The sequence below is a fragment of the Promicromonospora panici genome (assembly GCF_900608595.1).
GTDB classification, from domain to species: Bacteria; Actinomycetota; Actinomycetes; order Actinomycetales; family Cellulomonadaceae; genus Promicromonospora; species Promicromonospora panici.
In genome coordinates this window covers 37,194-63,490 of sequence record NZ_UWYY01000024.1, presented here as the reverse complement: position 1 = coordinate 63,490, position 26,297 = coordinate 37,194, and the positions used below count along the sequence as shown (strand labels likewise).

At 71.6% G+C, this 26,297-nt stretch carries 18 protein-coding genes; 15 read left to right on the top strand and 3 right to left on the bottom strand.

Going from position 1 to position 26,297, the window contains the following annotated elements:
- Positions 1-164: 164 nt before the first annotated feature.
- The 6 genes from EW117_RS24420 to EW117_RS30340 all read left to right on the top strand — a co-directional run bounded on the left by EW117_RS24420 (position 165) and on the right by EW117_RS30340 (position 9,060).
- A complete protein-coding gene (locus EW117_RS24420; RefSeq protein WP_129789333.1) occupies positions 165-1,823 on the top strand; it encodes a peptide ABC transporter substrate-binding protein in 1,659 nt (552 codons plus the stop codon).
- A gap of 152 nt (positions 1,824-1,975) precedes the next feature.
- Entirely contained in the window at positions 1,976-2,902 is a 927-nt protein-coding gene (locus EW117_RS24415) for an ABC transporter permease (RefSeq protein ID WP_129789332.1), read from the top strand.
- Positions 2,895-3,857 (top strand): ABC transporter permease, encoded by a 963-nt coding sequence (locus EW117_RS24410; protein ID WP_129789331.1) that lies wholly within the window; start codon positions 2,895-2,897, stop codon positions 3,855-3,857. Before EW117_RS24415 ends, EW117_RS24410 begins: the two co-directional genes overlap by 8 nt.
- Positions 3,854-5,605, top strand: a complete 1,752-nt coding sequence (locus EW117_RS24405; RefSeq protein ID WP_129789330.1) for a dipeptide ABC transporter ATP-binding protein — start codon at positions 3,854-3,856, stop codon at positions 5,603-5,605. The genes EW117_RS24410 and EW117_RS24405 overlap by 4 nt, the downstream gene beginning before the upstream one ends.
- Before the next feature lie 254 nt (positions 5,606-5,859).
- Positions 5,860-7,803: a translational GTPase TypA gene (gene typA, locus EW117_RS24400; RefSeq protein WP_422891552.1), complete on the top strand. Its 1,944-nt coding sequence runs from the start codon at positions 5,860-5,862 to the stop codon at positions 7,801-7,803.
- Positions 7,804-7,848: 45 nt separating this feature from the next.
- On the top strand, positions 7,849-9,060 hold the full coding sequence (locus EW117_RS30340; RefSeq protein WP_242504514.1) for a PIG-L family deacetylase: 1,212 nt from the start codon (positions 7,849-7,851) through the stop codon (positions 9,058-9,060).
- 127 nt (positions 9,061-9,187) lie between these two features.
- Here EW117_RS30340 and EW117_RS24390 read toward each other — a convergent pair whose 3' ends face one another.
- Complete coding sequence (locus EW117_RS24390; RefSeq protein WP_207212026.1) at positions 9,188-9,757, bottom strand: LURP-one-related family protein; 570 nt, start codon at positions 9,755-9,757, stop codon at positions 9,188-9,190.
- 58 nt (positions 9,758-9,815) lie between these two features.
- On the opposite strand from EW117_RS24390, the gene EW117_RS24385 reads away from it, so the two are divergent.
- The 5 genes from EW117_RS24385 (at position 9,816) to EW117_RS24365 (ending at position 16,497) form a co-directional block, all read left to right on the top strand.
- On the top strand, positions 9,816-10,214 hold the full coding sequence (locus EW117_RS24385; protein ID WP_129789329.1) for a hypothetical protein: 399 nt from the start codon (positions 9,816-9,818) through the stop codon (positions 10,212-10,214).
- A 449-nt stretch (positions 10,215-10,663) separates the two neighbouring features.
- Positions 10,664-13,564 (top strand): VanW family protein, encoded by a 2,901-nt coding sequence (locus EW117_RS24380; protein WP_129789328.1) that lies wholly within the window; start codon positions 10,664-10,666, stop codon positions 13,562-13,564.
- Positions 13,565-13,598: 34 nt separating this feature from the next.
- A complete protein-coding gene (locus tag EW117_RS24375; RefSeq protein WP_165362850.1) occupies positions 13,599-14,438 on the top strand; it encodes a hypothetical protein in 840 nt (279 codons plus the stop codon).
- Positions 14,429-15,421, top strand: a complete 993-nt coding sequence (locus EW117_RS24370) for a prephenate dehydratase (RefSeq protein WP_129789327.1) — start codon at positions 14,429-14,431, stop codon at positions 15,419-15,421. Before EW117_RS24375 ends, EW117_RS24370 begins: the two co-directional genes overlap by 10 nt.
- A complete protein-coding gene (locus tag EW117_RS24365) occupies positions 15,418-16,497 on the top strand; it encodes a prephenate dehydrogenase (protein ID WP_129789326.1) in 1,080 nt (359 codons plus the stop codon). The genes EW117_RS24370 and EW117_RS24365 overlap by 4 nt, the downstream gene beginning before the upstream one ends.
- Before the next feature lie 195 nt (positions 16,498-16,692).
- Here EW117_RS24365 and EW117_RS24360 read toward each other — a convergent pair whose 3' ends face one another.
- Positions 16,693-18,408: an FAD-binding dehydrogenase gene (locus EW117_RS24360; RefSeq protein ID WP_129789325.1), complete on the bottom strand. Its 1,716-nt coding sequence runs from the start codon at positions 18,406-18,408 to the stop codon at positions 16,693-16,695.
- Positions 18,409-18,472: 64 nt separating this feature from the next.
- The gene (glgX, locus tag EW117_RS24355; RefSeq protein ID WP_242504513.1) at positions 18,473-20,785 is read right to left on the bottom strand and encodes a glycogen debranching protein GlgX; all 2,313 of its coding nucleotides are present in this window, start codon (positions 20,783-20,785) and stop codon (positions 18,473-18,475) included.
- 74 nt (positions 20,786-20,859) lie between these two features.
- On the opposite strand from glgX, the gene EW117_RS24350 reads away from it, so the two are divergent.
- The 4 genes from EW117_RS24350 to EW117_RS24335 all read left to right on the top strand — a co-directional run bounded on the left by EW117_RS24350 (position 20,860) and on the right by EW117_RS24335 (position 26,241).
- Positions 20,860-21,687 carry an electron transfer flavoprotein subunit beta/FixA family protein gene (locus EW117_RS24350; RefSeq protein WP_129789324.1) on the top strand — a complete coding sequence of 276 codons (828 nt, stop codon included), beginning with the start codon at positions 20,860-20,862 and terminating at the stop codon, positions 21,685-21,687.
- A 4-nt stretch (positions 21,688-21,691) separates the two neighbouring features.
- Complete coding sequence (locus EW117_RS24345; protein WP_129789323.1) at positions 21,692-22,669, top strand: electron transfer flavoprotein subunit alpha/FixB family protein; 978 nt, start codon at positions 21,692-21,694, stop codon at positions 22,667-22,669.
- A gap of 97 nt (positions 22,670-22,766) precedes the next feature.
- Positions 22,767-23,954 (top strand): ThiF family adenylyltransferase, encoded by a 1,188-nt coding sequence (locus EW117_RS24340; protein ID WP_340641112.1) that lies wholly within the window; start codon positions 22,767-22,769, stop codon positions 23,952-23,954.
- 121 nt (positions 23,955-24,075) lie between these two features.
- A complete protein-coding gene (locus tag EW117_RS24335; RefSeq protein WP_129789322.1) occupies positions 24,076-26,241 on the top strand; it encodes a PhoX family protein in 2,166 nt (721 codons plus the stop codon).
- The last annotated feature ends 56 nt before the right edge of the window (positions 26,242-26,297 follow it).

The following is a 26,297-nucleotide window of genomic DNA, read 5'->3' as shown; positions in this document are numbered from 1 at the left end:
GTACCGAGATGGTCACAACTCGGTGGCGTTTACCGTGAGGCGGTCATCACCATCTGTATCGAGCGGTTACGTTAGGTCGTGATACCACGGGGGCGCAAAGAAGCGCCCGCATCGCTCCGGACGGCGACCGCCGGACCGGAGTGAACTGCTACCCAGGAGGACACGTGATACCTCGAAAGCGACTTGTAGGGCTCGGCGCATTCGCGTTGGCCACGTCGCTCGTGCTGACCGCTTGTGGCGGCGGCGGCGGCGAAGAACCCCCCGCTGAGGGCGAGTCGACCGGCATCGTCTCGGTCGGTAACGGCGAGCCGCAGAACCCGATCATCCCGACCATGACGAACGAGGTCTTCGGCGCCAAGGTCGTGACCAACATGTTCTCCGGTCTGGTCTACTACGACGCCGAGGGTGTTGTGCACAACGAGGTCGCCGAGTCGATCGAGTCGGAGGACAACCAGAACTGGACGATCACGCTCCAGGACGGCTGGGAGTTCACGGACGGCACGCCAGTGACGGCGCAGAGCTTCGTGGATGCCTGGAACTACGGTGCCTACGGCCCGAACGCGCAGAACCTGAGCTACTTCTTCGAGCCCATCGAGGGCTTCGCGGACGTCCAGATCCCCGTCGACGACGCGGGCGAGCCGACCGGCGAGGACCCGGCTGCCGAGGAGATGACCGGCCTCGAGGTCGTGAGTGAGACCGAGTTCACGGTGACACTCACGCAGCCCGAGTCCGACTTCCCGATCCGCTTGGGCTACTCGGCCTTCTTCCCGCTGCCCGAGTCCTTCTTCGAGGACCCCGAGGCGTTCGGCGAGGACCCGATCGGCAACGGCCCGTACGTCATGGAGAGCTGGGAGCACAACTCGGTCATCCAGCTGCGCCCGAACGAGTCGTACCCCGGCGAGCGTACGCCGCAGAACGGCGGCATCGACCTGGTGGCGTACACCGACGAGGACTCGGCCTACAACGACCTGCTCGACGGCAACCTGGACATCGTGACCAACGTCCCGGCGTCCGCGTTCGGCACGTTCGAGGACGAGCTGGGCGACCGTGCCGTCAACCAGCCCGCCGCGGTGATCCAGGTGATCAACGTTCCTGAGTACGTCGAGGCGTTCCAGGGCGAAGCCGGTGTCCTGCGCCGTCAGGCCATCTCGATGGCGATCAACCGCGAGCAGATCACCGAGACGGTGTTCTCCGGCTCGCGCACCCCGGCCACCGACTTCACCTCCCCGGTCATCAACGGCTGGAGCGAGGACGTCGAGGGCAACGAGGTGCTCGAGTACAACCCCGAAGAGGCCAAGCGGCTCTGGGACGAGGCCGAGGGGATCGAGCCGTTCGGCGATCAGCCGATCCTCATCGCGTCCAACGCGGACAGCGACCACCAGTCGTGGATCGACCCGACCTGCAACGGTCTGCGCGACACGCTCGGCGTCCAGTGCGAGTTCGACGCGTACCCCACGTTCGACGAGTTCCTCGACGCGCGTGACAACGAGGAGATCCAGAGCCTGTTCCGTGGCGGCTGGCAGGCCGACTACCCGGCCATGGGTAACTTCCTCGGGCCGATCTACGGCACGGGTGCCGGCTCGAACGACATGGGCTACTCGAGCGAGGAGTTCGACGCCAAGCTGGACGAGGCCGCCGGCGAGTCCGACCCCGACGCGGCGATCGAGCTGTACAAGGAGGCCCAGACGATCCTGTTCCAGGACATGCCTGGCATCCCCCTGTGGTACAACAACGCGACGGGCGGCTGGTCCGAGGCCGTCGAGAACGTGGTGTTCGGCTGGGACAGCGACCCGATCCTGTACCAGGTCACCAAGTCGGAGTGAGCCTGATCACGACCGGACTTCCGGCGTGACGCTTAGCTCCAGGTGAGAGGCGGGGTACGCGATGCGTACCCCGCCTTCCACTATGCCGCGGCGTGCCACCCGGGAGTTGTCCGGGAGAATGGCTCGCTGAAACCGCCCAAGGAGAAATTTCGATGCTTTGGTATCTCGGACGCCGGCTGCTGCAGGTGATCCCTGTGTTCCTCGGCGCCACACTGCTGCTCTACGCCCTGGTCTTCCTGCGCCCGGGTGATCCCGTGGCCGGACTGGGTGGTGAGCGTGGCCTGCCCGAAGCCGTGCAGGACCAGATTCGCGCCCAGTTCCATCTGGACCAGCCCTTTATCGTGCAGTACCTGTACTACCTCAAGGGCATCTTCACGTTCGACCTCGGTAACACCTTCACCGGCCGTCCGGTGGCCGAGGTCGTGGCGGAGGCCCTGCCCATCACGTTCCAGCTCGCGCTCATGGCGCTCGTCTTCGAGTCGGTCCTCGGCATCGCCTTCGGCCTGTTCGCCGGGATCCGCAAGGGCAAGCTGTTCGACTCGACGGTGCTGGTCTTCAGCCTGCTGCTGATCGCGCTGCCCACGTTCGTCACCGGCCTGGTGCTGCAGATCGTCGTGGGCGTCAACCTCGACTGGCTACCCGTGACCGCGGGCCGAGATCCCGACTTCTACAGCCTGCTGATGCCGGCCGTCGTGCTCGCGACAACGTCGTTCGCCCAGATCCTGCGCCTGACCCGCACCTCGGTCATCGAGAACCTCACTGCGGACTTCGTACGCACCGCGAGCGCCAAGGGCCTGCCGCGCGTCCGGGTGGTCGGCCGGCATGTCCTGCGTAACTCGCTCATCCCCGTCGTCACCTTCATCGGCGTGGACCTGGGCAACCTGATGACAGGCTCGATCGTCACCGAGGGAATCTTCAACATCAACGGCGTCGGCGGCACCCTCTTCGAGGCGATCAGTCGTGGCGAGTCCGTCACCATCGTGACGCTGTCCACCGTGATCGTGCTCGTCTACATCGTCGCCAACCTGCTCGTGGACCTGCTGTACGCCGTCCTGGACCCGAGGATCCGTTATGCCTGAGAATCGCTACGACAAGACCCCGCGTCCGGGCCAGGGCCACTACGTGGCCGCACCCGAGGAAGTCACCGTCGGTGTGGTCGACGCCGTCTCCACCGCCGAGGCGCCGACGAGCCTGTGGCGTGACGCCTGGCGCGACATGAGCCATCGCCCGCTGTTCTGGGTATCCGCCCTGATGATCCTGGTGGTGATCGTGGTTGCGGTCGCGCCGGGTGCGTTTACGTCCCTGCTGCCGCGTGCCGGATGTGACCTGGCGAACTCGCTGCTCCCGCCGTCGAGCGAGCATTTCTTCGGCACGGACCGCAATGGCTGCGACATCTACACGCGTACCCTCTACGGGGCCAAGGCGTCGGTGCTGGTCGGTGTGCTCACCACGGTGTTCGTGGTGGTGCTGGGCACGGCCATCGGCGCCATCGCCGGGTACTACGGTGGCTGGCTCGACACGGTCCTGTCGCGCCTCACGGACATCTTCTTCGCGGTGCCCTTCGTGCTCGCTGCGATCGTGATCCTGAGCATCGCGGCGTCACGCGATGCGCTGACCGTGGCGGTCGTACTGGCGTCCTTCGGCTGGACCACCATCGCCCGCATCACGCGTGGCGCCGTGCTCAGCGTGAAGAACAACGAGTTCGTGACGGCGGCCAAGGCGCTCGGCATGAGTCGTGCCGCGATCCTGTGGCGGCATGTGCTACCCAACTCCTCGGCGCCGATCATCGTGTACTCCACCGTGGCGCTGGGTACCTTCATCGTGGCCGAGGCCACGCTGACGTTCCTCGGCATCGGCCTCGACCCGTCCACCGTCTCCTGGGGCGGTGACCTGTCGAACGGGCGTGCCTCGATCCGCACGAACCCGGAGATCATGTTCTACCCCGCCGCTGCGCTCGCCTTCACGGTGCTCGGCTTCATCATGCTGGGCGACGTCGTGCGCGACGCCCTCGACCCGAAGGCGAGGAAGCGATGACCACCACGATCACCCTCACCGACGGGGCCACCGAGGATGCCCCGGTGCCCGCCGAGAAGCCGGACGACAGCTCGCCGCTGCTGGAGATCCGCGACCTGCAGATCTCCTTCACCACGGCCACCGGCACGGTCGACGCCGTGCGCGGCGTGGACCTCACGGTCTACCCGGGCCAGTCCGTGGCGATCGTGGGGGAGTCGGGCTCCGGCAAGTCGACGACGGCGCACGCGATCATCGACCTGCTGCCGGGCACCGGCAAGGTGACCGGAGGGTCCATCTCGTTCGGTGGCCGTGAGCTCGTCGGCCTGAAGCGCAAGCAGGTCGAGGACCTGCGCGGCCGCGAGATCGGCCTGGTGCCGCAGGACCCGATGTCGAACCTGAACCCGGTGTGGCGCATCGGCACGCAGATCGACGAGGCGCTGGTGGCCAACGGCTTCCAGGGTTCCAAGGCGGAGCGCACGGCGCGCGTCGCCGAGCTGCTCGGCGAGGCCGGTCTGCCCGACGCCGCGCGTCGCGCCCGCCAGTTCCCGCACGAGTTCTCCGGCGGTATGCGCCAGCGCGCCCTGATCGCGATCGGCCTGGCCTCCCGGCCGAAGCTGCTCATCGCGGACGAGCCGACGTCGGCCCTGGACGTCACGGTCCAGAAGAAGATCCTGGACCACCTGGAGGGCCTCACCGCCGAGCTCGGCACGGCCGTCCTGTTCATCACCCACGACCTGGGTCTGGCCGCCGAGCGCGCCGAGCACCTCGTGGTGATGTACAAGGGCAAGGTCGTGGAGTCGGGTCCGGCGGCGCAGATCCTCAAGGACCCGCAGCACGAGTACACCAAGCGGCTCGTGGCCTCGGCCCCGTCGCTGGCGTCGCGCCGCATCCAGTCCGCGCACGAGCGCGGTGCGGAGGCCGACGACCTGCTCGCCGAGCACGCCGGCGAGCCGGAGGCCGTGCAGGCGGCGGACGACGTCGTCGTGGCGAAGGACCTGACCAAGGTGTTCCACATCCGTGGTTCCCGGCCGGGTACGCACACCGACTTCACGGCGGTGGACAGCGTCGACTTCGCACTGCCCAAGGGCCGCACCCTCGCGCTGGTGGGGGAGTCCGGGTCCGGCAAGTCCACGGCGGCCAACATGGTGCTGGGACTGCTCGATCCGACGTCGGGCACCGTCATGTTCGACGGCAAGGACGTCGCGACGATGTCGCGGAAGGAGCAGTTCGCGCTGCGCCGCCGGGTGCAGCCGGTGTTCCAGAACCCGTACGGGTCGCTGGACCCGGTGTTCTCGGTCTATCGCTCGATCGAGGAGCCGCTGGCCCTGCACAAGGTCGGCGACCGGAAGTCCCGCGAGGCGCGCGTCCGCGAGCTGCTCGACATGGTGTCGCTGCCACAGGCCACCATGCGCCGGTTCCCGAACGAGCTGTCGGGCGGCCAGCGGCAGCGCATCGCCATCGCGCGTGCGCTGGCGCTCAAGCCCGAGGTGCTCGTGCTCGACGAGGCGGTCTCCGCGCTCGACGTGCTGGTCCAGGCGCAGATCCTGACGCTGCTCAACGACCTGCAGTCGGAGCTGGGCCTGTCCTATCTGTTCATCACGCACGACCTCGCGGTCGTGCGGCAGATCGCCGACCTCGTGGCCGTGATGAAGGACGGCAGCATCGTGGAGCACGCGAGCACCGACGAGGTGTTCGACAACCCGCAGCAGGAGTACACGCGGGACCTGTTGGCGGCCATCCCGGGCGCGAGCCTGGAGATCGGCGGCTGACCTCCTCTCTGCGCCGAAGTAGAACCAGGGCGAAGTAGAACTGCAGCGAAGTAGAACCAGAGCGACCACAGCTCGGGTGCTTCGCTGCAGTTCTACTTCGCCCTGGTTCTACTTCGGCGCGGGAGTGTTCACCGCACAGTGACACGGTCGACACCTGTGGATTTCGATTCGCGGGTAGGATAGTGCTGCTGCGAGACCGGTCCGTTCGGACCAGAGTCCGCGCCCCTGACCTCCCTTCTGGAAATGAGTGCTCCGTGACCGTGCCTGCAACCGCGCCGACCTCGGCCCGTGCGACCCGATCCGACCTGCGTAACGTCGCGATCGTGGCCCACGTCGACCATGGCAAGACCACGCTCGTGGACGCCATGCTCCGGCAGTCCGGCTCCTTCGGCGCCCGTCAGCACCTCGAGGACCGCGTGATGGACTCGGGCGACCTGGAGCGTGAGAAGGGCATCACGATCCTCGCCAAGAACACCGCGATCCGGTACGCCGGTCCCGCCGCCTCGGTGAACGGTGAGCCCGAGGGCATCACCATCAACGTGATCGACACCCCTGGCCACGCCGACTTCGGTGGTGAGGTCGAGCGCGGCCTGTCCATGGTCGACGGTGTCGTGCTGCTCGTCGACGCGTCCGAGGGCCCGCTGCCCCAGACGCGCTTCGTGCTGCGCAAGGCCCTGGCCGCGAAGCTGCCGGTCATCGTCGTCGTGAACAAGGTCGACCGGCCCGACGCGCGGATCACCGAGGTGGTCGCCGAGACCACCGACCTGCTGCTCGGCCTGGCCGGTGACCTGTCCGACGAGGTCGACGACCTCGACCTGGACGCCATCCTCGACGTCCCCGTCGTGTACGCGTCGGCCAAGGCCGGCCGCGCCTCCACGGACCAGCCCGCCGACGGCGGCCTGCCCGGCAACGAGGACCTCGAGCCGCTGTTCGCGACCATCCTCGAGAAGATCCCGGCCCCGACCTACGAGGAGGGCGTGCCGCTGCAGGCGCACGTCACCAACCTCGACGCGTCGCCGTTCCTCGGTCGTCTCGCGCTGCTGCGCATCCACAACGGCACCCTGTCCAAGGGGCAGAACGTCGCGTGGGCGCGCCACGACGGCACCCTGCAGAGCGTGAAGATCACCGAGCTGCTGGAGACCAAGGCGCTCGACCGCGTGCCGACCGACAAGGCCGGCCCGGGCGAGATCGTCGCCGTCGCGGGTATCGCGGACATCATGATCGGCGAGACCCTCACCGACATCGACGACCCGCGCCCGCTGCCGCTCATCACTGTGGACGACCCGGCGATCTCGATGACCATCGGTATCAACACCTCCCCGCTCGCGGGCAAGGGCGGCAAGGGCCACAAGGTCACCGCCCGTCAGGTGAAGGACCGCCTCGATGCCGAGCTCATCGGTAACGTGTCGCTCAAGGTCCTCCCGACCGAGCGCCCCGACGCATGGGAGGTGCAGGGCCGTGGCGAGCTGGCCCTGGCGATCCTCGTCGAGCAGATGCGCCGCGAGGGCTTCGAGCTGACGGTCGGTAAGCCGCAGGTCGTCACCAAGGTGATCGACGGCAAGGTCCACGAGCCGATGGAGCGGATGACTATCGACGTGCCCGAGGAGTACCTGGGCTCCGTCACGCAGCTCCTCGCGCAGCGCAAGGGCCGCATGGAGACCATGACGAACCACGGCACCGGCTGGGTCCGCATGGAGTTCATGGTCCCGGCGCGGGGCCTCATCGGCTTCCGCACGCAGTTCCTCACGGACACCCGAGGGACCGGTATCGCCGCGTCGATCTCCGAGGGCTACGAGCCGTGGCACGGCCCGATCGAGTCGCGCATGACCGGCTCGCTGGTCGCCGACCGCTCCGGCAAGGTGACGCCGTTCGCCATGATCAACCTCCAGGAGCGCGGCTCCTTCTTCGTGGACCCCACGCAGGAGGTGTACGAGGGCATGATCGTCGGCGAGAACTCCCGCAACGAGGACATGGACGTCAACATCACCAAGGAGAAGAAGCTGACGAACATGCGGTCCTCCACCGCCGACAACTTCGAGAACCTGATCCCGCCGCGCAAGCTCACGCTCGAGGAGTCTCTGGAGTTCGCGCAGGAGGACGAGTGCGTCGAGGTGACCCCCGAGGTCGTGCGGATCCGCAAGGTGCTCCTGAACGCCACGGACCGCGCCCGTGCGACGGCGCGCGCCAAGCGCTCCTGACACGTCCGTCATTCCACACCCTCCGCTGAGTGCTGCATTTCGCCCATGAACGACCGTTCTGAGGGCGAATATTCAGCACTCAGTGGTTCTGGCGGGCTGGTGGCCGTGCATGCGCATCCCGATGACGAGACGCTTTCTACCGGTGGGCTGATCGCTACGCTGGCGGCGGCCGGATGGCCCGTCTGCATCGTGACGTGCACGCGCGGAGAACGCGGCGAGGTCATCGCACTTCCGGGTACGACGTCGGAGGGCCGGGCCGGTCTCGAAGGTGACGGTCCCGCGCTGGGCGCCTACCGGGAGACGGAACTGACGGCCGCTGTGGCGCGCTTGTCCGACGGCGCGATCGAGCACTCGTTCCTGGACATCCTCCCGTTGTCAGACCCGCAGGTCACCGGCGTGACCCACGGGTCTGACAGGTCGGGCGGGGTGCGGTACGAGGACTCCGGGATGGCGTGGGTCGCGCCCGGCGTCGCCGGACCGGCGCCGGACTCCCCGCCGACGGCGTTCGCGCGGGTGCCGCTCGACGAGTCCGCCGGGCGGCTGGCGGCGTTGATCCGCGCGCGGCGGCCCGCCGTCGTCGCCACGTACGAGCCCGCCGGGGGGTACGGGCATCCCGACCACCGGCGTGCGCACGAGGTGACGGTCCGGGCGCTGGAGCTCGCGGCGGACCCGGCCTGGCGGCCCGGCGGCGCCGGTGCGCCGGTGCGCGAGGGTTCGGGTACGGCGGTGCGCGACGGCGTAGGCGCGGCGATGCACGAGCGGGAGCCCGGCGTCGCCGTCGGGCAGCGGGACGAGCCGTGGGGCGACGCCGAGCTGTGGCAGGCCGTCGCCCCGGCCGCCGAGGTGCGCCAGGCGCGCGCGACGCTCGCGGCCCACCCCGCGGCGCGCGGGCTCGCCGCGGCCCAGGGCCTGACTTTCGCGGACCCGGACGAGGCCCTCCCGCCGCTGGCGAAGGAGGGCCTGCCAGCGTGGTCGGCAGAACACCAGGAGATCGGCCCCTCGGACTACCGATCTCCTGACCAGCTGCCGATCACCCGGGCTGACGGCGTGAGCGGCGCCGACGAGGTCGTGCGGGTCGACGTGCGGCCCGTGCTGGAGCGGGTGGTGCGTGCGATGCGGGCACACGCCACGCAGGTGCAGCATGCGACGGCGCTGGAGAACGCGCAGGGCGCGCTGGCCGGGTGGTACGCCCTGTCCAACGGCGTCCTCGCCCCGATCCTGACGACCGAGACCTACTTCGTCACCCCGCCGAGGTAGAACTGTGGCGAGGTAGAACTGTGGCGAGGTAGAACGGCAGCCTGCGCTGCGGTCCTACCTCGCCAGGCTTCTACCTCGCCAAGGTTCTACCTCGCCACAGTTCTACCTCGGCGGGCCGGAGGGGTGGTCAGCGCTCCTGGAGCGCGTCCAGGCCGATCGCCATCGCGGTCACGAGCCGGCGGTCGAGCCGTGGGTCGTGGATGTTGACGACGTAGCGGTCGCGCAGGCCCCACTTCTTCTCCACGGAGAACCCGGGGCGGCCGTCGATCAGGAAGTCGAAGTGGTAGGGCAGCCACGCGATCTCGATGAGCCGGCGGAGGACGGCAACCGCCGCGTTGCGCTCGGCGCCGGTGGCGGTGCCCAGCCCGGGCTGCTCCACGTGCCAGGTGCTACGCAGCAGCGACCTGGCGAAGTCCTTGCGGAACGACCCGACGGGAGTGCCGCCCGCGTCGACGACGTCGTAGGTGGCGCCGAGGTCGACCATCTGACGGGCCTTGAACCCGAGCACCGCCTCCTGCTTGCTCTCGTCGGCGTACAGCGTCACCTGCTCGCGGAACGCCATGCGCTTCTGCTGCGCGAACGCGTAGAGCTGGCCCTCGGAACCGTCGGGCTGCGCGCCGCGCACCTCGTACTGGTTGACCATCAAGCGGACTCGCTGTCGGACGATGAGCTGCGTCTGTGCCTGAAGCGTATTCACCCGCCGGAGTGTTCCATATCTGCAGGGTCCTCCCAGGTGAATGCTGGACAATGGCTGGGTGAACTCATCCGGACGCCCCCTCGGGCGAACGATCGTGCGCACCTTGCTGGCGGTTCTGCTCGGCGTCGTGATGGGCGCCCTCGGTACGGTGGTGCACCGGTTCGGCGACGAGTCCTGGTATCTCGGGCTGGTCCTCGCGCTGGCGCTGACGGCCGCGGCGGGCGTGCTCTCGCGCGCCTGGGCCGGCTACGGAACCCTCCTGGGATTCGGTGTGGGCTGGGTGGCCATGGTGCAGGCCCTGTCGCTACCGGGCTCGGGCGGCGACGTCGTGGTCCCGGCGGGCGTGCTGGGCATGGTCTGGTCGTACGCGGGGGTCGCCGTCCTGGCCGTCGTGGCGTTCCTGCCGGCGTCGTGGTTCACAGAGGTTCCGGTGGGCCGCGATCGGCCTGCCGCATGAGGTCTGCGGTTCTTCGCAGACTGGTTCAAGATGGTGGGCAGGATTGATACACAACCTCCACCTCGGGGCGCCCAGAACGCGGCCTTCGGCAGGATTCTCGCTGGATAGGATGCCCGGCAGGGCGGTCCCGTCCAGCGGATTCGCCGCAGGTCCGGTGCGCCCTTGGGGGACGCGGAGAGCCCGCGTCTCGGGTAGTTGCACGGAGCGTGCCGATGGGCCAGCCGACCGAGCGTGACGAACCGCTCGAGCCGACGTCAGACGAGAACGCCGGGACAAGACCTGCCCCGGTGTCGCCTCCCCGCCTGTCCAGGACGCGCCCTGGCAGCGTGCCGCAACAGGCGCCGAGACCCCCGGTACGACCGACGGACCCGGGGGCCGCGCAGTCCGCAGTACCGGCCGGTCGACCGACCGCTCAGCCGGTTCCCCGATCCCCAGAGAAGGCCCAGCCCGTGACCCGTCCGGAGCAGTCCGAGGCCCCGAAGGCCCCGCGCCCGCCCGTCGTGCCGCCCGCAAGAGCGGCAGCACCCGAGAGCGCCCCCAGGGCTGGCGGAGCGGACGCCGCGGCGTCCGCCGGCCGCCCGAGCGGGCCCGGGGCCCCGACGCCGCCGGCGAACCCGAGTGCGCCCGTCGTGCCCGTCGTTGACGCTCCGGACCAGGTAGCCGTGCTGCAGACCGTCGTGGAGAAGCTCGCGACGCCGACCACCAAGGCCGCCGCGACACCCCGCAGCGGATACACCCCCCGCGTCTTTGCGTTCGACCGCCCGCCCAAGTGGACGCCCGGGTCGGGCAGCAGCGGGAATCAGGCCGCGCGGCCGCAGGACACCACCACGCCGGGCACGACGCCGGCCCTCTCGACGGCAGGACAGGCCCCACACGTGACAGACCCGAACAAGACGCCCGACGAGACGGCGGACGCGGCTACCGCCGTGTCGGCGTCCGACGGCGCGACCCCCGAGGCGCGCTCGGCCGACGCCGCGGCCGAACCGACCGCACCCAAGACCGCCCCGGAGGCGGCGGCGCCCGCGAAGGCTGCTCCTGAGTCGGCGGCGCCCAGGTCGACCGAGCCCGTGAAGGCTCCTGAGCAGGCTGAGCCCGTCAAGGCGGCTCCCAAGCCGGCCGAGCCTGCGAACGCCGCCAACGAGTCGGCGGCACCTGCCAAGGCCGAGCCGATCCCGACCGCGGCTGGGTCGGCGGCGCCGACAGGTTCCTCAGCACCCACTGGAGCAGGGGCAGCCCCCGCAGCGGGAGCAGCGGCCACAGCCGCCGCGGCAGGCACGGCAGCAGCGGCGAGTTCCGCGGCGGTCCCGGCACCGCCTGTCGCGCCTGCTCCGCCGCCCGTCGCGCCCGCACCGCCGTCCGTCCCGCCGCGCTCGCTCATCCCGCCGTCGGGCGCTGTGCCGCCCCCGGGACCGGGCACGGTGCCCGCACCGAACCCCGGCCAGAACTCGTTCCTCAAGCCGCTGACCGGTGCGATCCAGCGGGTGTCGCGTCCGTTGGCCGGCACGCGCTGGGCGCCCGTGCGCCCGGACGCGACGCCGCTGGCGGCGTCCGAGCAGGGCCCCGCCGGGCCGAACGGCCCCGGCACGCCCGGCGGTCCCGCCGGCCCCCACGGCCCCGCGGGCCCGAACGTCCCCGGCGGCCCGAACCCGGCCGACCAGGGCGGCTTCTTCGGGCTCGCCGGCGACGGCGCCCCGAGCCGCGGTCCGAAGATCGCGCTGTTCGCGGTGCTGGCCGCTGTCCTGCTGTTCGGGATCTACGTCCTGGTGGCGTGGACCCAGAGCGACACGGTGCCGACCGAGACCACGGTGGCCGGAGTCGACGTCGGTGGTATGACGCAGGCCGAGGCGGCGTCCGCGCTGACGGAGCAGCTCGCTCCGCGGGTCAAGGAGCCGATCGCGCTCACCGCGGGTGAGGGCAAGGCGCAGCTGTCGCCGGAGCCGAGCGGCCTGGCGATCGACGCCGACGCGACGGTGGCTGAGCTCACCGGGTTCTCGCTGAGCCCGATGCGCATGTGGGCGCACATGTTCGGCGGCTCCGAGCAGGAGCTGGTCCTGAACATCGACGACAAGAAGTTCGACGCCGCGGTCGCGGGCCTCGAGGACTCGCTCGCAGTGGACCCCGTGGACGGCACCGTCGCGTTCGTCGACGGCCAGGCGGTCAAGACGGACCCGAAGGAGGGCTCGCGGATCGTCGCGAGCGAGACGGCCCGCATCATCAAGGAGCGCTGGGTCAACGAGGAGAGCCCGTTCGAGCTGCCGGTCGAGCCGGTCGCTCCGACGATCTCGCAGCAGGAGACCGACGAGAACTTCGCCGTGGCGCAGAAGGTCGTCTCCGGGCCGGTCACGGTGTCCGTCGGCGATCAGACGCCGGTGCTGCCAACCGAGGTGCTGGCCGGGCTGATCCGGTTCGAGCAGCGCGACGACAAGCTGGCCATCATCGTGGACAAGGACGCGACCGTCCAGGCCATCGTCGACGGCACGACGAACCTGCTGGAGGTCCCGGACGACGCGCACTTCGAGTTCGTCGGCGGCCGGCCGACCGTCGTCGAGGGCAAGACCGGCACGACGCTCGACGCCGCCGAGGCGGCCAAGGCCGTGCGGATCGCCGCGACGAGCGACGACCGCGAGACCTCGGTCGAGCTGGTCGAGCAGGACCCGGAGGAGACCGTCCAGTCGCTGAAGAAGCTGGGCGTCAAGGAGGTCGTCTCGGAGTTCAGCACGCCGCTGACGAACGAGCCCGTGCGCACCCAGAACCTGGTGCGTGGCGCGCAGATGATCACGGGCGACCTCATCAAGCCCGGCGAGACCTTCTCCCTGCTGGAGGCCCTGGCACCGATCACGCTCGAGAACGGGTACTTCGACGCGGGCGTCGTCGAGGACGGCAAGCACGTCGAGGCGGTGGGCGGCGGGCTGTCCCAGATGGCCACGACCTCGTTCAACGCGGGCTTCTTCGCCGGTTTCGAGGACATCGAGCACCACGCGCACTCGTACTGGTTCCCGCGCTACCCACCGGGCCGCGAGGCCACGATCTACGTGGGCGCCAAGGACATGAAGTTCACCAACGACACCCCGTACGGGGCGGTCATGCAGTCCTTCGTGTCCGGCGGCGAGCTCACGGTCCGCATCTGGAGCACCAAGTACTACACCGTGCAGGAGAGCACCAGCCCCAAGCGGAACATCGTGCCGAAGACGACGATCCGCGACTCCTCGGCGGACTGCGAGCCGTACCCCGGCGGCGAGGACGGCTTCTCCGTCACCATCTCCCGCAAGGTCCTCCGCGACGGCCAGGTGGTCAAGGAGAACTCGTTCAACCACTCCTACAACCCGGACAACCCGGTGGTCTGCGAGTAGAGCCGTAAGGCTCCGACGGCGGTAAGTTGCGCACATGTTAGGACGTAGCGAGCGGGAGTCTCCCGCGCACGCGGTGCTTGCCGCGCGGATGGCGGGCTGGAACGACCCGGTCGAGCTGCTCGACCTCGGCACCACGGCGGACACGCTCGCCACGGTGGCGAGCATCGAGGCCCTGGCCGCCGTGGTGCACCTGGGACACCCGGAGCACCCGGCGCCGGGCCTCGAACGCGCCCTCCTGGAGGGCGCGTCGTCGCTCATCGTGACGGCGGCGGTGGCGGTGCCCGGCCAGTGGGTCTGGGTCGGCGCCGGTGCCACGGGCGGCCAGGTGGTGATCGACGAGGCGGGCATGCGGGACTGCGCGAACGTGCTGCGCGGCCTCGGCGCGAGCCCCCGGCTGGTGCCCACGCGGGCGACCGTCGAGGAGCGGATCGCCCTGGCGGGAGAGGGCGGGTCGCTCGTGATCGAGCGGTCCCGCGTCCCGGCGGGCTTCGTGGAGCTCCCCGACAGCGCGGCCCTCGCCGAGGGTGAGCCCGTCTGGTACGGGCTGCTGGAGTCCCGCACCGACTGGCCGGCGTTCAGCCAGCCCGCTCAGGTGTGGCTCGCGTTCGGCCCGGCCGACGACCACCTGGGCTCCCTGCAGCCCACGCTCGCGGTCATCGCGGACGCCGGACTCGACCTGGACCACCTGCGCAGCCAGCCGTCGTCCGACGGGCCGCACGTGTTCTTCACGTCGTTCTCCTGCCCGACGTCGGACACGCTGGGGAACCTGGTCGACGCGCTCACCGTGCGGGGCGTCGAGCACCGCACCCTGGCGGTGCTCCCGGGCGGGTCGTTCGTGCCCGGGCCGGACGCCCTGACGCCGCGATGGGCGTGACGATGCCGGGCGCGGCGCGCGGCATCCGGACCGCTTACCTGGGGCCGGAGGGCACGTTCACGCACCAGGCGGCCCTGGAGTGGGCGCGCCGGCACGTCACCACACGGGACACCGACGGCGAGGTGTCCGCCGAGCCGCTCGACACCGTCAAGGACGTGCACGACGTCGTGGCGGCCGGCGCGGCCGACGTCGGCGTCGTCGCCATCGAGTCGTCCGTCGAGGGTTACGTGGTGCCGTCGCTGGACGCGCTCCTGTCCAGCGCGGACGTCGTGGCCGTCGACGAGGTGGCGATCGACGTGTCGTTCGACGCGTTCGTGCGCCCCGGGCACGGCGAGCTGACCGAGGTGTCCGCGCACCCGCACGGCCTGGCGCAGTGCGCGGGCTTCGTCACGGGCACCGGGCTGGCGACCGCCCCGGCGTCGTCCAACGCGGCCGCGTGCCGCGACGCCGGGCCCGGCACGATTGCGCTGGGCCCCACGATCTGCGGCGAGCTGTACGGGCTGGACACGTATGCGAAGGCCGTGGAGGACTTCCGCGGCGGCCGTACCCGGTTCCTCGTGCTGACCAGGCGGGGCGAGGCCGAGGCGCACCTGGCGCGCTCGCGCGCCGCCGGGGCGACGGCCTGGAAGACGATGGTCGCGATCACCCCGTCCGTGACGGGGCCGGGCGTGCTGGCGCGGATCACCGCGGCGTTCGGCGACCGGGGAGTGAACATGTCCAGCCTGATCACCCGGCCGCTCAAGGCCCAGGAGAGCAAGTACGTGTTCGTGGTGACCTTCGACGAGGCCCCCTGGGACCCGGGCGCGCGCGAGGTGCTGAGCGACCTGCTCGCCGCCGGCGACTCCCTCAAGACGCTCGGCCTGTTCCCGGCCGGAGCGGGGTTCCGGTCGCTCGACGGCGTGCTCGACCCGGACCACGTCCCGGTCGGCTCCGTGTCGGCGAAGGACTCCGGGCCGGCGCGCGACCGAGGGCTGCTCTGGTGAGCGGCTCCGGTTCCCAGAGCGGGCCGGTCGGCATCGTGGGCCTCGGCCTGATCGGCGGCTCCCTGGCGCGTGCCCTGCAGGCGGCGGGCGTGCCCGTGGTGGCCACCGACCCGTCGTCGGCCGAGGAGGCACGGGCGGCGGGCCTCCCGGTGGCGGACGACGTCGCCGGGCTCGCGGTGCAGCGGCCCGAGATCGTGGTGCTCGCCGCGCCGCTGCGCGTCATGCGGGCCGTCGCGGCGGAGCTGGCCGAGGCCCTGGCCGGGGAGCCGGGCTGGGACCCGACGGTGACCGACGTCGGCTCGGTGAAGGCGCCGGTGCGCGAAGCGGTCACCGACGCCGGGCTGGGCGACCGCTACGTGGGCGCGCACCCGATGTCCGGGACGGAGCGGAGCGGGTTCGAGTCGTCGTCGGCGGAGCTCATGCAGGGCATCCCGTGGGCGGTGACCTGCCGCCCCGGCGACCCGGAGTCCGGCGTCGCCGGAACCGACCCGTGGCGGCTGGAGCGCGTGCTCCGCCTGGTCACGGGCCCGCTGGGCGGGACGGCCGCGGTGCTCACCGACAAGCTGCACGACGAGGCCGTCGCCCTCGTCTCGCACGTGCCACACGTGCTGGCCAACCAGCTGCTGGGGGTCGTCGCGAGCGCCCCGGTACGGGACCTGGCGCTGGGGCTCGCCGCCGGATCGTTCCGCGACGGGACCCGGGTGGGCCTGACCGACCCCCGCCGCACCGAGGCGATGGTGACCGAGAACGGCGCCTGGGTGGCGCCCGTGCTGCGGCTCGCGGCCCGGGATCTCGAGCGGCTCGCGGACGCGCTGGACTCCAACGCGCCGACCCACTGGTTCTTCGACCGCCCTGACCCGGTGCGCGAGCGGATCGGTCGCCCGGGCGGTACCCGCGTGACGGGTCTGCACCCGGGTGTCGGGACGGGCGGCTCCGACGTCGGCTCGGGCGGCTCGGGCGGCTCGGACGTCGAGGTGGTGCCGCTGACGGACGGCTGGCCGGCGGAGCTGGTGAGCCGCTGCGCGGTGGGCGCCGTCGTGATTGCCCTGGAGGACGGCAACGCCCTGCTGCGGTAGCGGTCGTCGGAGACTGATTCCGGCCGGACCGCCGAACCGCAACTTGGTCGCGGATCTGGGCGCCGAACCGAAACAACCGAGTCCATCCGTGCCCGGATCGACCCGTAGCTTGCGGTTCGGCGCCGGTGGGGGGCGAGATCGACTTGCAGCTTGCGGTTCGGCGCCCGTACGGCCGATGGGCCGGCTGGCCGGGACTTACAGCGACTCCGCGAGCGCCCGGCCCGTCGTCCGCCCCGTGAAGAGGCAGCCGCCCAGGAACGTGCCCTCCAGCGCGCGGTGGCCGTGCACGCCGCCGCCGCCGAAGCCCGCGGCCTCGCCCACGGCCCACAGTCCCTCCAGGACCTCCCCCGCCGGGGTCAGCGCGCGGCCCTTCTCGTCGCACCACATGCCGCCGAGCGTCTTGCGGGTCAGCACCGACAGGCGGACGGCGAGCAGCGGCCCGTCCTTCGGTTCGCTGAGGGCGCGCGGCGGCGAGACGCGGATCGCCTTGTCCACGATGAAGTGGCGCGCGGCCGACGTCGCGACGACCTGCGGGTCCTTGCCGAGCCCCGTGGCGACCTGCGCGTCGCGGGCCGTCATCAGGGCAGCCAGCGCTTCGCCGTCGATGTGTCCCGAGGACCCGGGCGTGGCGTCGGTGAGAGCGTTCATCTTCGCGGCGAGCTCGGCGGGGGTGTCGGCCCAGAGGAACTCCTCCGACTGCTCCGCGAAGGTCCGGACCGGCACCGACCGGCCGCGCACGCGCTCCAGGAGCAGCGGCACCGACTTGCCGGTCAGGTCGGGGTTCTGCTCAGAGCCTGACAGCGCGAACTCCTTCTCCATGATCGTCTTGTTCAGCACGAACCAGGAGTGGTCGTCGCCGCGGCTGGTCACGTGCTGCAGCGCGCCGAGCGCGTCGAAGCCGGGGAACAGGGGCCCGGGCAGGCGGCCGCCGTCGGCGTCGAGCCACAGCGAGGACGGGCCGGGCAGGATCCGGATGCCGTGCTTCGACCACACGGGGGAGTGGTTGGCGATGCCCTCGGGGTAGTGCCACATGCGGCCCTCGTGCACGAGCGCCGCGCCGGACGCCGCGGCGACGCCGAGCATGAGCCCGTCCGTCGAGTCCGGGACCCCGGACAGCATCCGCTCCGGCAGGCGCCCGGCGTCCGCGGACCAGTGGGCCCGCGCCAGGTCGTGGTTCGCACCGATGCCACCGCTCGCGACGACGACGGCGCGTGCGGACAGCTCGACCTCGCCGGTCACCGTGCGGTTCGAGGGCTCGCCGCGGCCTGCGGCGTCGTCGGCCAGGATCTCCGCGCGCACACCGGTGACGCGGCCGTCCGTGGTGACCAGGGACGTGACCCGGTGCCGGAAGCGCAGGTCGAGGAGCCCGGCCCGGTTCGCCTCGTGCGCGGCGGCTACGAACGGCTCGACGACGGCGGGGCCGGTGCCCCACGTGACGTGGAACCGGGGCACCGAGTTGCCGTGCCCACCCGCCGGGTAGCCGCCCCGCTCCGCCCACTGCACCAGCGGGAACCAGCCCACCCCCTTGGCGCGCATCCACGACCGCATGTCGCCGGCTGCGAACTCGACGAACGCCTTGGCCCACCGGTACCCGAAGCGGTCAGGGCCCTCGCCCCGTTCCGCGCCGGGCGCGAACTGGGCGGAGCCGAGCCAGTCGGCGAAGGCGAGGTCGAACGAGTCCTTGACGTTGAGACGGCGCTGCTCGGGGGAGTCCACCAGGAACAGCCCGCCGAACGACCACCAGGCCTGTCCGCCCAGCGACGCGGCGGGTTCCTGGTCGAGCAGGACCACCCGCTTGCCCGCCGCCGTCAGCTCGGTCGCGGCGACGAGCCCCGACAGCCCCGCGCCGATGACAATGACGTCGGTGTCGTCCGCTGCGGCAACGTCGTTGTTGGAGACGGAGTCAGTCATGTGCGCACTGTAACCAGGACATACCTCGCGCGCCGCAATTCGGCGGGACGGATTCGGGGTGAAGTCATTCGCCGGGCGACAGCAGCACCTGCAGGCTGAGCGCGTCCAGGGTCACCGAGGCCCGGGGCCCCGCCTCGTCCTCGGGCACGACCGGAAAGTCCCAGGAGGAGTCCCAGACCAGCTCCCACGGCGCGTTGCCCGGGCGGGCGCACGACGGAAGCGTCACCTCGGCATCGCACAGGCCGCCGTTGATCACCAGCAGCACGTCCGCGTCCCCCGGAGCGGGCCCCGGCCGCAGCATCTGCAGCACGCGCCGGCCGGGCTCGTTCCAGGTGGCGTGCTCCATCGGAGCGCCGGTCCGGTCGAACCAGAGCAGGTCCGGGTCGGACTCCCGCGGCCTGGGCGAGCCCAGGTAGAACGAGTCGGCGCGCAGCGCCGGGTGCTCCCGGCGCAGGCGCAGCAGGTACCGGGTGGTCTCCAGGAGGTCCGTTGCGGCGTCGTCCATCGCCCAGCGCAGCCAGGAGACCTCGTTGTCCTGGACGTACGCGTTGTTGTTGCCGCCCTGGCTCCGGCCGAACTCGTCGCCCGCGGTGAGCATGGGCGTGCCGGCCGCGAGCAGCAGCGTGCCCAGCAGGTTGCGCTGCGACCTGCGGCGGGGCGGCACGATCGCCTGCCACGGCTCCGTCGTGGCGTCGTCGCCCGACGGGGTGTGGCCCTCGATCCCGTGGTTCCACGACAGGTTGTTGTCGGACCCGTCCCGGTTGTCCTCGTGATTGGCCTCGTTGTGCTTGTAGTTGTAGGCCACCAGGTCGGCGAGGGTGAAGCCGTCGTGCGCCGTCACGTAGTTCACCGACGCCACCGGACCGCGCACCAGCGGCGGGTCGCCCGGGCCGAACAGGTCGGCGCTTCCCGCCAACCGCGTGGCCAGGTCGCGCAGACCGAGCATCTCCTGCCCGCGCGCACCCCGCTTGGGCGCGTCCAGCCAGAAGCCGCGCGCGGCGTCGCGGAACCTGTCGTTCCACTCCGCCATGGGGGGCGGGAACGAGCCGGTCTGCCAGCCGCCCGGCCCCACGTCCCAGGGCTCCGCCACGAGCTTGAGGCCGGACAGCATCGGGTCGGTCTGCAGGGCCACGAGGAACGGGTGGTCCGGGTCGAAGCCCACCGTGCCGCGGCCCAGGGTCACCGCGAGGTCGAAGCGGTACCCGTCCACGCCCACGGTCTCGGCCCAGTACCGCAGCGAGTCCAGGGCCATCTGGATCACACGGGGACGCCGGAAGTCGAGCGAGTTGCCGGTGCCGGTGACATCCGCGAGGGCGGCGGGAGACGCGCCGTCGTGCAGGTAGTAGACCGGGTTGTCGAGGCCGCGCCAGGCCAGGTGCAGCCCGTCGTCGCCGCCTTCGCAGGTGTGGTTGTAGACGACGTCCAGCAGCACCTCGATACCCGCCTCGTGCAGCAGGTGCACCATGCCGCGCACTTCGTCGAGCACCGCCTCCGCGCCCCGCTCCTGGGCGGACCGGGTCGCGTACGCGGCGTTCGGGGCGAAGAACCCCAGCGTGTTGTAGCCCCAGTAGTTCGGCAGGCCGTGAGCGGCCAGCCGCGGCTCGGCGACGCTCTTGTGGATCGGGAGCAGCTCGAGCGTGGTCACGCCCAGGCTCTTCAGGTGCTCGACGATCGCCGGGTGGGCGGCCCCCGCGTACGTGCCGCGCAGCTCGGCAGGGATGTCCTCGCGGAGCATCGTCAGGCCGCGTACGTGGGCCTCGTAGACCACGGTGTCGGCCCACGGCACGCGCGGCCGGGACAGGGGAGCGGGCGGCGGCAGCGGCGCGACGACGACGGAGTGCGGAACGTGCGCCAGCGAGTCACGCCCGTCCGGCGCGCCGTAGGGGTCACCGAGCCACCAGCCCGGCTCCCGCTCCGCGGACACCGAGCCGACCACCTCCGGGCCGTAGTGCAGCCGGCCGGCGAACCCGCGGGCGTACGGGTCGACCAGCAGCTTGGCCGGGTTGTGGCGCATGCCGGCGCGCGGGTCCCACGGCCCGTACACGCGGAACCCGTAGCGCTGGCCCGGAGCGACGTCCGGGACGTGCGTGTGCCAGACGCCGTACACCGGGCCCACCATCTCGACCCGGCGCTCGGTGTACCGGTGCGGGTCGTGCTCGTCCAGGGACGGGTCCGTGACGTCGATGAGGCACAGGTCCACCGCCGTCGCGTGGGTGGCGAGGACCGCGGCGTCGATCCCGCCGCCGGGCGTGACGTACACACCCAACGGTGGGACGTGGCTGCGGCGTGCCGAGGGCCGGATGAGCGGCCGGACGACCGGACGCGGCACCGGGTCGCCCGGCGCTCGCTGCGGTTCTGCTCGTGGAGACTGCACCATGGGCCCAATCGTTGCAGAGACGGCTCTGCGAACGAGATCCGTCCCACGCCACCCGACGTCGTACCGTTGACTTCATGCGCATAGTCGTCGCCGCCAAGTACGTCCCGGACATCGCCACGGAGCGTGGGTTCCAGGACCGCCGGGTAGTGCGCGACCCCGGCGAGGGCACCCTCAACGAGCTGGACGAGAACGCCATCGAGGCCGCGCTGCGGCTCGTCGAGGCCGAGCGCGAGTCCGGCCGCATCGGGCCGGACGACGGCGAAGTCATCGTGGTCACCATGGCCGGGCCCGACGGCGACGTCGCACTCCGCAAGGCGTTCCAGCTCGGCGTCGACCGCGGCATCCGCGTGTCCGACGACGCCCTGGCCGGCTCCGACTACTTCGGCACCGCCGCGGTGCTCGCCGCGGCCGTCCGCAGGATCGGCGAACAGGCCCCGGTAGACCTCGTGGTGACCGGCATGGCCGCCCTCGACGGTCTCGGCTCCGTGGTCCCGACGCTGCTCGGCGCCGAGCTCGGGCTGCCCGTCCTGAACCTCGCCAAGAAGGTCGAGCTGGGCTCCGGCGACGACGCGGAGCGCGTGCTCACCATCACCCGCGAGATCGACGGCGTCACCGAGCGATTGTCCGGCCCGCTGCCCGCCGTCCTGTCCGTCACGGACGCGGCGAACCAGCCCCGCTTCCCCGGTTTCAAGCTCATCATGGCGGCCCGCACCAAGGAGATCGAGGCGTGGTCCCTGGCCGACCTCGGCCTCGACCCCGCCGTCGCGGGTACCGCCGGGGCCCGCACCGAGACGCTGTCGGCGACTCCCCGCCCCGAGCGCGCCGAGCCCGAGATCGTCACCGACAAAGGCGAGGGCGGCGTGGCGCTGGCCGACTTCCTCATCCGCAACGACTTGGTCTGACACGATGACAAACCGCACAGTCCTGGTTCTGCTCGACCCCGCCACCGAGGTCCGCACCAGCGTGCTCGAGCTGCTCACCATCGCGCGCGGCCTCGGCCGGGTCGAGGCCGTCGCCCTGGAAGCGCCCACCGTCGAGGTGCTCGCGCAGCTCGGGGCGTACGGCGTCGAGACCGTGCACCAGGCCGAGCCCGCCCGCGACGGCACCCCCGTGGTCGGCGACGAGCGGCACCTGCCCGCCGTCGTCGGCGCGAGCCTGGCCGCCGCGGTACGCCTCACCGATGCCGACGTGGTGCTGCTGCCCACGTCGTTCGCCGCGAAGGAGGCCGCGGCGCTCGCGGCGCACGCGCTCGGGGCCGGTCTTGTCATCGATGCCGCCTCCCTGCGCGACGAGGACGGCCGGATCGTGGCCGGCAAGCGGGTCTTCGCCGGCTCGTGGGACACCGAGTGCGCCGTGACCACCGACGTCGCGGTGGTGACAGTCCGGGCCAACTCGGCGGTCGCGCAGCCCGCCGAGGCCGCCGTCGAGCCGGTCACCGAGGGCTTCGCCGTCGAGGTGGCGCCGTCCGCGGTGACGCTGCTGTCCCGCGAGGTGAAGGCCGACACGAGCGGCCGGCCGCCGCTCGACCAGGCCGCGATAGTCGTCGCCGGCGGGCGGGGGACCGAGGGCGACTTCGGCCCGGTGGAGGAGCTGGCCGACGCGCTCGGCGCCGCCGTCGGCGCGTCCCGCGACGCCGCGTTCGAGGGCTGGTGGGACTCCTACGTGGGGCAGACCGGCGTCACCGTGGCGCCGCGCGTCTACATCGGCGCGGGCATCTCGGGCGCGCCGCACCACCGCGGCGGCATGCAGGCCTCCCAGGTGATCGTGGCGGTGAACAGCGACCCGGAGGCGCCGATCTTCGAGATCTGCGACTTCGCGGTGGTGGGGCAGCTCGCCGACGTCCTCCCACAGGCCGCGGCGGAGATCCGCAAGCGCAAGGCCTGAGCACCTTGTTGTGGGCGCGATCGTTGCGCCTGAACCGGGCACGTAGTCGCAACGGTCGCGCTCACGACAAGGGCGGGCGACGTGGTGGAATGACGTGATGAAGCAGTTTCCGTTGGAGATGGCGCCTGACGTCTCGGCGGGCTCGGCTCCCGCGGGGAGGCTCGCGCCCGCCGAGCGGCGTCGGGCCGCGCGGCATCTCCTGCTCGACGGGTTCGGGTTGGCTGCCCAGGAGCGCCTGGCCGCCTCCCGGGTGGTGGTCGTGGGCGCCGGCGGGCTGGGCTCGCCCGCGCTGCAGTACCTCGCCGCCGCGGGCGTCGGCACGCTCGGCATCATCGACGACGACGTCGTCGACGCCTCCAACCTGCAGCGCCAGGTGCTGCACTCCGTGGCGGACGTCGGGCGCGCCAAGACCGAGTCGGCCGCCGACGTGCTGCGCGGGCTCGCGCCGTCGGTCGAGGTGGTCGCGCACCCCGAGCGGCTGACCCGCGACAACGCCGCCGCGATCCTCGGCGGCTACCACCTGGTGGTCGACGGCTCCGACACGTTCGAGACGCGCTACGCCGTCTCCGACGCCGCCGCGAGCCTCGGCCTGCCCGTCGTCTGGGGCACGGTGCTCGGCTGGGACGGCCAGGTGAGCGTCTTCTGGTCAGCCGCGCCGCACGGGCGCGCGATCACCTACCCGGACGTGTTCGGCCCGCAGCCGCCCGAGGGCGAGTCCTGCGCGACGGTCGGCGTGCTCAGCCCGGCGTGCGGCGTCGTGGGCTCGACGATGGCGGTCGAGGCCGTCAAGGTCCTCACCGGGACGGGCGACCCGGCGCTGGGGCGGCTGCTGGTCTACGACGCGCGGACCTCCGCGTGGGACACGATCGAGCTGGCGCCGGCGCCGTCGGACCCTGCCGCCGACCTGACTGCCGAGGCCGTGCGGGCCGTGGAAGTCGTGGAGGGAGCGGCGCTCGCGCCGGCCCCGGCTGCCCCGGAGCCCGCAGCCGGGACCGAGGCGCCGCCGGCTCCGGCGTCGGACGAGCCCGGGCCGACGCCGGACGAGCCCGCGCGCCCGGGTGTGCTCCTGCTCGACGTCGGGCTGCGGCCGGGCGCCGTGCCCGGGGCGGTGTTCGCACGGCTGGAGGACCTGGCGGCCGGGAACCTCCCGCCGGAGCTGCTGGACCACCCGCTCGACGAGCCGGTGGTCGTGTTGTGCGAGCGAGGGCTGCGGTCGCGGGGCGCCGAGCAGCTCCTGCGCGCTGAGGGGTGGCGCGACGTCACGAGCCGCGCGATCCTCGGTTGAGCGAACCCACCTGCTGGACACGTCCCGTTCATCTGGACGTACCGGACCTTTCGTGGGCGAGACACCGCCTGCTCCTAGGTTGACGTCGACCTACCCCCCAGCACCGACCGGAGAACCTCCGATGACGATCGCCCCTGAACACCGCACGCTGCTGACGGTGCACACGCACGCGCGTGGCAAGCGCAGCCCCGTCACGTGCCGTCTCAAGTGCAACGACGCGTGCCTTCACCCCGCTCCCAACGAGAGCGCCAACGAGTACTTCAAGGACGTCGTGAGCTCGGTGCTGTCGCGCCGCGCCATGCTCGGCACGCTGGCGGTCGCCGCCGGCGCCGTGGTGATCGGTGCGCAGGGTATGGACGCGCCGTCGGCCGCCGCCGCGCCCCTGCCCGAGGGACGCTTCCCCGGCCACGGCGGCAGCGGCCTGGCCTTCGGTGCGATCGACCCGCAGCCCGTCGACGTCGACGCGCTGGTGGTGCCCGAGGGATACACCTGGGACCCGATCATCCGCTGGGGCGACCCGATCCTGCCGGGTGCCCGCACGTTCGACCCGAACAACCAGTCGCCGGAGCAGCAGGCCAAGCAGTTCGGCTACAACTGCGACTACCTCGACATCCTGCCGTTCGACGTCGGCGACGAGCACCGCGGCACCCGCGGCCTCCTGGTGTCGAACCTCGAGTACACCAACGCGGCGGTCATGTTCCCGCCGTCGGCCAAGTACTGGGAGACGGACGCCGCCGGCAACGTCACCGACAAGAAAAACGCCTACGCCCGCGCCATCGAGCGCGCCGCGCACGGCATGGCGGTCGTCGAGGTCCGGCGTCGGGCCCCCGGCAAGCCCTGGTCGTACCAGCGGATCAGCCCGGTCAACCGCCGCATCCACCTCGACACGGAGTTCGTGATCGACGGGCCGGCGGCCGGCACCGACCTGATGAAGACGGCCGCGGACCCGACCGGTACCCGCGTGCTCGGCACCATGAACAACTGCGCCGGCGGCACCACACCGTGGGGCACCGTCCTGTCGGGCGAGGAGAACTTCAACGGCTACTTCGTGGCCGCCGGGGCCAACCCGACCGCCGACGCCCGGTACGGGATCGGCAGCTCCACGAGCTACGGCTGGGAGGCCGACGAGCCGCGCTTCGCCCAGTCCGAGGGCTACGAGAACGAGGCCAACCGCTTCGGCTGGATCGTCGAGCTCGACCCGCACGACCCGTCCGCGCCGCCCGTGAAGCACACCGCCATGGGCCGGTTCAAGCACGAGGGCGCCAACGTCACCCTGTCCCGCCGCGGCCACGCCGTCGCGTACATGGGCGACGACCAGGCGTTCGACTACGTCTACAAGTTCGTGTCCAAGGACCGGGTGGCCAAGGGTGACTCGCGCTGGGCCCGTCGGCACAACAAGACGCTGCTCTCGGATGGCGACCTGTACGTCGCCAAGTTCACGGGCGACTCCCCGGCCGCCGAGATCGACGGCTCGGGCGCGGTCCCGTCCGACGGCGCCTTCGACGGCACGGGCGAGTGGCTGCCCCTCGTCGTCGGCGGTGTCAGCAAGGTGCCCGGCATGTCCGTCGAGGAGGTGCTGATCTACACCCGCCTCGCCGGGGACAAGGTCGGCGCCACCAAGATGGACCGCCCGGAGGACGTCGAGATCAGCCCGGTCACGGGCCGCATCTACGTGGCGTGCACCAACAACTCGGGCCGTACCCCGACCAACACCGTCGAGGGCCCCACCGAGGCCAACCCGCGCAACCGCAAGGTCGTGAACGGCGCCACCACCAACGGCAACCGGGACGGCCACGTCGTCGAGATCATCCCGTCGGGCGACCAGACCTCCACGCGCTTCACGTGGAACCTGCTGCTCGTCGCGGGCGACCCCGCCGTCGAGGGCACGTACTTCTCGGGCTACCCGAAGGAGCGCGTCTCGCCGATCTCCTGCCCGGACAACCTCGCGTTCGACGCCGAGGGCAACCTCTGGATCTCGACCGACGGCCAGCCGAGCTCCAGCGCCATCGCCAAGTGCGACGGGCTGTTCAAGGTTCCCGTCACCGGCCGGGAGCGCGGGCACGTGCAGCAGTTCCTCTCGGTGCCGGCCGGCGCCGAGACCTGCGGGCCGCTCATCGACTCCCGCGACGGCATGGTCTACGTGAACGTGCAGCACCCGGGCGAGGACGGCACGTACGCCGCGCCGCAGTCCTACTTCCCGGACTACGTCGCCGAGGGCGCCCCCGTGGAGGCCGGCGACTTCCGCGGCCCGCGCCCGACGGTCGTCCAGGTCTACCGCAAGCGCTGACCACCTGGTCCCGGCGAGGTAGGACTGTGGCGAGGTAGGGCCTGGCACGGGCCCTG